Annotated in this window: 7 protein-coding genes and 1 pseudogene; all 8 read left to right on the top strand. The window is 42.9% G+C overall.

Going from position 1 to position 4,534, the window contains the following annotated elements; genetic code table 11:
• The first annotated feature begins 25 nt into the window (after positions 1-25).
• The gene (locus AACQ21_RS04720) at positions 26-499 is read left to right on the top strand and encodes a hypothetical protein (RefSeq protein WP_000422095.1); all 474 of its coding nucleotides are present in this window, start codon (positions 26-28) and stop codon (positions 497-499) included.
• A gap of 144 nt (positions 500-643) precedes the next feature.
• Positions 644-1,126, top strand: a complete 483-nt coding sequence (locus AACQ21_RS04715) for a GNAT family N-acetyltransferase (RefSeq protein WP_105976651.1) — start codon at positions 644-646, stop codon at positions 1,124-1,126.
• A 255-nt stretch (positions 1,127-1,381) separates the two neighbouring features.
• Positions 1,382-1,585 (top strand): hypothetical protein, encoded by a 204-nt coding sequence (locus AACQ21_RS04710; RefSeq protein ID WP_181185535.1) that lies wholly within the window; start codon positions 1,382-1,384, stop codon positions 1,583-1,585.
• A 151-nt stretch (positions 1,586-1,736) separates the two neighbouring features.
• Positions 1,737-2,195 carry a GNAT family N-acetyltransferase gene (locus tag AACQ21_RS04705; protein ID WP_080483722.1) on the top strand — a complete coding sequence of 153 codons (459 nt, stop codon included), beginning with the start codon at positions 1,737-1,739 and terminating at the stop codon, positions 2,193-2,195.
• A 226-nt stretch (positions 2,196-2,421) separates the two neighbouring features.
• A complete protein-coding gene (locus tag AACQ21_RS04700) occupies positions 2,422-2,712 on the top strand; it encodes a YkgJ family cysteine cluster protein (RefSeq protein WP_105976652.1) in 291 nt (96 codons plus the stop codon).
• Positions 2,713-2,870: 158 nt separating this feature from the next.
• Positions 2,871-3,326, top strand: coding sequence for a GNAT family N-acetyltransferase (locus tag AACQ21_RS04695; protein WP_223275080.1), 456 nt, complete (start codon positions 2,871-2,873; stop codon positions 3,324-3,326).
• Positions 3,327-3,529: 203 nt separating this feature from the next.
• Positions 3,530-3,919, top strand: a complete 390-nt coding sequence (locus tag AACQ21_RS04690; RefSeq protein WP_105976649.1) for a VOC family protein — start codon at positions 3,530-3,532, stop codon at positions 3,917-3,919.
• A 192-nt stretch (positions 3,920-4,111) separates the two neighbouring features.
• Positions 4,112-4,270: pseudogene (locus AACQ21_RS04685) on the top strand (DUF3709 domain-containing protein); the annotation flags it as partial.
• Positions 4,271-4,534 lie beyond the last annotated feature (264 nt).

Genomic DNA, 4,534 nt, shown 5'->3' with positions numbered 1-4,534 from the left:
GCCTTCATTGTGGATATGATTAACTATGGAATTATTAAGTAAGTATGCATCTGAAATTATTGCGTTATGTGCATTGTTTTTAACTATGTATCAAGCTAGTAGCCAACATCGCCAGAATCGTATATCACTAAAACCTCACTTAGATATTTTTACGGAACGTTTTTTTAATAAGGGTGTAGGACGTATTGAAATCTATTTGATAAATAATGGCTTAGGACCTGCATTTGTAGATACTTTTGATATCAAACTAGGTGATAAAAAATACAAAGCTAGTGAGGCGTTAACTGCATTGTTTGGAGATAGAACAGACGAATTTAACTATACAGAGTTATCTAAAGGTTACGCGATAGCTCACAACCAGCGAATTCGTTTGTTATCTGTTAATTTCCCAGCTAAAGGTTGGTCTGAGGTCAATGCTCTCGAAGAAACTATCAATACACTAGAGCTAGATATTCAGTATAAGTCTGTTCACGGGCAAGCTTTCACGTTGCACGAATAGAAGGCTAACAAACGCCTCAAGAGGGACTGTCAACGCGCGGCGTTTCCAGTCCCATTGAGCCGCGGTGGTTGCAGTTGTTGTGTTTGAGTTTAGTGGTAATGCGTTGTCAGCCCCTTAGGCGGGCGTTAGGCACAGGGTGGAAAATTGGAACTACAACAGTTAAATCAGCGTCATCTTAAATGCTTGCTCGACCATGTTTGCCTTGACTCAGAATTGACGTTTTGTGAAGGGGCTGTGCCACCAAAGCATGTTCTGATTCGTTCTTATGAGCAGATCCAAAACTCAAAAGCTGAAATTTGGTCATTACCCTACATGATGTCAGTGGACAATAATGTCGTTGGTTTCTGTGGCTTCAAAGATGAACCTCAAGATGGTGAAGTTGAAATTGGATACAATGTTTCGTCTTATAAACAAGGTCGAGGATTTGCAAAATTGGCAGTCAATCAACTTTGTCAGTTAGCGTTTAATGTGGATTCAATTGAAAGTGTTGTGGCTTTGATTTCATCGGCGAACCTCGCTTCGTTGAATGTCGTACGTGCTAACAACTTTGTTTTCATTGGTTTTGTGGTTGATAGCGAGAATGAAAAATTGGAAAAGTGGGTGCTAAAGCGGGCATCCTGTGCCTAACAAACGCCTCAAGAGGGACTGTCAACGCGTGGCGTTTCCAGTCCCAATGAGCCGCGGTGGTTGCAGTAGTTGTGTTTGAGTTTAGTGTTATGCGTTGCCAGCCCCTTAGGCGGGCGTTAGGCATTAATCGTTCGACTATCAAATTTAGCTGATACAATGCCCTTATTATTCAAAGTAGTAGAGTTTTTAAGTATGGACATAGGCAAGTTAACGCGAAAAGAACTGATAGAGTTAAATCATAGGATCGTAGCTCGTTTGGAGTATCTGGATGAACTTGAAGTTCAAGCCAAAAGGCAAGAGTTCATACTTGGTTCGCCGGCGCAGTTTGTCGATGATAAAGGCACTATTCAGCTATGTGTTGTCGTTAAGTTCAATAAGAAGTCAGTATCGGTGTCAACAGCAAATGGTGAGCGTTGGAACATTCCAGCAGAACGATTACAACCGTTGGCAAATGCCTAACAAACGCCTCAAGCGGGACTGTCAACGCGTGGCGTTTCCAGTCCCATTGAGCTGCGGTGGTTACGGTTGTTGTTTTTGAGTTTGGTTGTAATGCGTTGCCAGCCCCTTAGGCGGGCGTTATATGCTCATATAAAATTCGGAGTCTACTAGATTGTTTTTAAGAAAAGCTGAGCTTTTTGAGTTAGATACGATTTACTCAATGGGGTTTGACGTTTGGAATGGTGGCCTATCTTTCCAAGAATACTTAGTTAACTGCCAGAATAGTAAAAAATACCAAGCGGGTACTTGGTATGTGTTGGTTGATGGCGAGCGAATTGTATCGTCTCTTATTGTTTACAGTGGATTATTCGGTCTACAAGAAGGATGCTTTGGCATTGGTTCATTAGTTACAACTCCAGAGCTACGACATCGTGGTTATGGCTCTAAATTGGTCGGTTTGATGAAAGCCGAGTTATTGAATACTCCAAGCTGTAAGGCGATTTACTTGCATAGTGATATAGGGCGTAAGTATTACGAGAACCTCGGTTTTTTCAGCATAAATGATTCGGATTGTCTGTGTGTTTCAAAAGACCAATCACATTTTGAAAACCCAATACCGACGTACTTTTAGTTCTGATTTCAGCATATAACAAACGCCTCAAGAGGGACTGTCAACGCGTGGCGTTTCCAGTCCCAATGAGCTGCGGTGGTTGCAGTTGTTGTGTTTGAGTTTTGTGGTAATGCGTTGTCAGCCCCTTAGGCGGGCGTTATGGCTATCAAATTGAGTTCATCACGAATGTCGATAAGTGGATTTAAATTGGAGTACTATGCTGCAATTAAATTCGCTGAAGAACTCGATGACAATCCCAATTAAAAATGTTTTAAATCCTGAAATATCTTGCTCAAACTGCCACACCTGTTGTTGTCGTTTAGAAGTCATGATCATTACCGATACAGGTGTGCCAAAGCAGCACATTGCATTCGATGAATGGGGTGGCGAGACAATGCTGCGTTTGGCGGATGGCTGGTGCTCAGCTCTAAATCGCGAAACGTTTATGTGTACAATTTACGAAAATCGCCCTTGGATTTGTCGAGAATTCGAAATGGGCTCTTACGAATGTCGAGATGAAAGGTTAGAACATCCTTAAATGGTTTTACGCAATAAATCATTGGGTTGCTAGCCATAACAAACGCCTCAAGAGGGACTGTCAACGCGTGGCGTTTCCAGTCCCAATGAGCCGCAGTGGTGATGGTTGTTGTGTTTAAGTTTTGTGGTAATGCGTTGCCAGCCCCTTAGGCGGGCGTTATGCCTCAAGGAGAAACTGTAGTGCAAGGATTTGAAATAAGCACAGATAATAATCGACTCAATTTTGAGGTGATTTACGAATTTATCTCTCAAAGCTACTGGGCTGCTGATATCCCTAAGGCTACATTAGAAAAAGCCATTTCAAACTCATTTTGCTTTGGGGTTTATGATTCAATTGGGCATCAAGTGGGGTTTGCTCGTTTAATTACAGATAAAGCAACTTTTGCCTATTTAGCAGACGTGTTCATCATTGAGTCTCAAAGAGGTAAAGGCTTAAGTAAGCGGCTAGTTGAAACAATTGTTACTCATCCAGAGCTTCAAGGTTTGCGACGCATGGTCTTGGCGACAAGGGATGCTCATGGTCTGTATGCTCAATACGGTTTTAAACCTGTTGAAAATCCAGAGATTTTGATGCAAATCTGGCAGCCTAACATCTATCGTGAGCCAAAGGCATAACAAACGCCTCAAAGGGACTGCCAACGCGTGGCGTTTCTAGTCCCAATGAGCCGCGGTGGTTACGGCTGTTGTGTTTGAGTTTAGTGGTAATGCGTTGTCAGCCCCTTAGGCGGGCGTTATAGCTTATCTCACATTTCAACCTAGACATTGCTCAATCGATGCCTCAGAGTAAATTCTGACGTTGCTCAACAAAAGGAACAAGTATGTTTAGTCACATCATGATCGGCTCAAATGATATTGAAAAGTCAAAGGTTTTCTATGATGCCATATTGTCGGTGTTAGGTTATCCGGCGGGTGTTATTGACGCTAAAGGCCGCTGTCTCTACATAAACCAAGACGGTGTGCTTGGTATTACTAAACCAGTAAATGGTGAACCTGCGACGCATGGTAATGGGATGACAATTGGCTTTAAAGTTAGTAGCCCAGAGTTAGTAGAAGCATGGCATGCAGCCGGTTTAGCAAATGGTGGAGTTGCTTGTGAAGATCCTCCGGGTATCAGAATGAGTGGACAAAGAAAAATGTATTTAGCTTATTTACGAGATCCTGCAGGCAATAAGCTATGTGCAACACATCATATGTCCACGGGCAACTAAAAGCACCGCTATAACAAACGCCTCAAAGGGACTGCCAACGCGTGGCGTTTCCAGTCCCATTGAGCCGCGGTGGTTACGGTTATTGTGTTTGAGTTTGGTTGTTATGCGTTGTCAGCCCTTTAGGCGGGCGTTATGCTTAATCCATAAAAATCAGCAGGTTGTGATTTTCGATTCCTTTGGCATTCCGTTCAGTTTTGTCGGCAATTCAATATTGTTCGTCGCTGTCTAACGAAGCGGCAATGTATCTGTCGCTTTAAGTTTCAGCGTAATTGCCTCATTGAATTATTTTTCCTATGCGTGGTGAGTTGGTTTGTCGGAGAGGGTTTCCACATTGGCCTAGTTGCTAAATGAAAGCCTGCATTGGTCTGTTCATAGGTAAAAGTTGCGCCAGTTCTAATTCAAGGAAATTTAAAGTTTGGTCAATGATTTCAGTGGGTTATTTTTGACTGGATTCAAATGTAAAGTGTCGAAGCTTAAGCATAACAAACGCCTCAAGAGGGACTGTCAACGCGTAGCGTTTCCAGTCCCATTGAGCCGCGGCGGTTACGTTTGTTGTGTTTGAGTTTAGGGTAATGCGTTGCCAGCCCCTTAGGCGGGCGTTAGGTATTTGGAGGC

The sequence above is a fragment of the Vibrio sp. V01_P9A10T6 genome, assembly GCF_963877065.1.
GTDB classification, from domain to species: Bacteria; Pseudomonadota; Gammaproteobacteria; order Enterobacterales; family Vibrionaceae; genus Vibrio; species Vibrio anguillarum.
Note: the sequence above shows the minus strand (reverse complement) of the source record. Positions and strands in the feature narration are given on the sequence as shown.

Excerpts from the sequence above, each read along its gene's own strand:
- AACQ21_RS04690 (WP_105976649.1), top strand. The coding sequence starts at position 3,530 with ATGTTTAGTCACATCATGATCGGCTCAAATGATATTGAAAAGTCAAAG.
- AACQ21_RS04720 (WP_000422095.1), top strand. The coding sequence starts at position 26 with ATGGAATTATTAAGTAAGTATGCATCTGAAATTATTGCGTTATGTGCA.
- AACQ21_RS04700 (WP_105976652.1), top strand. The coding sequence starts at position 2,422 with ATGACAATCCCAATTAAAAATGTTTTAAATCCTGAAATATCTTGCTCA.
- AACQ21_RS04695 (WP_223275080.1), top strand. The coding sequence starts at position 2,871 with ATGCCTCAAGGAGAAACTGTAGTGCAAGGATTTGAAATAAGCACAGAT.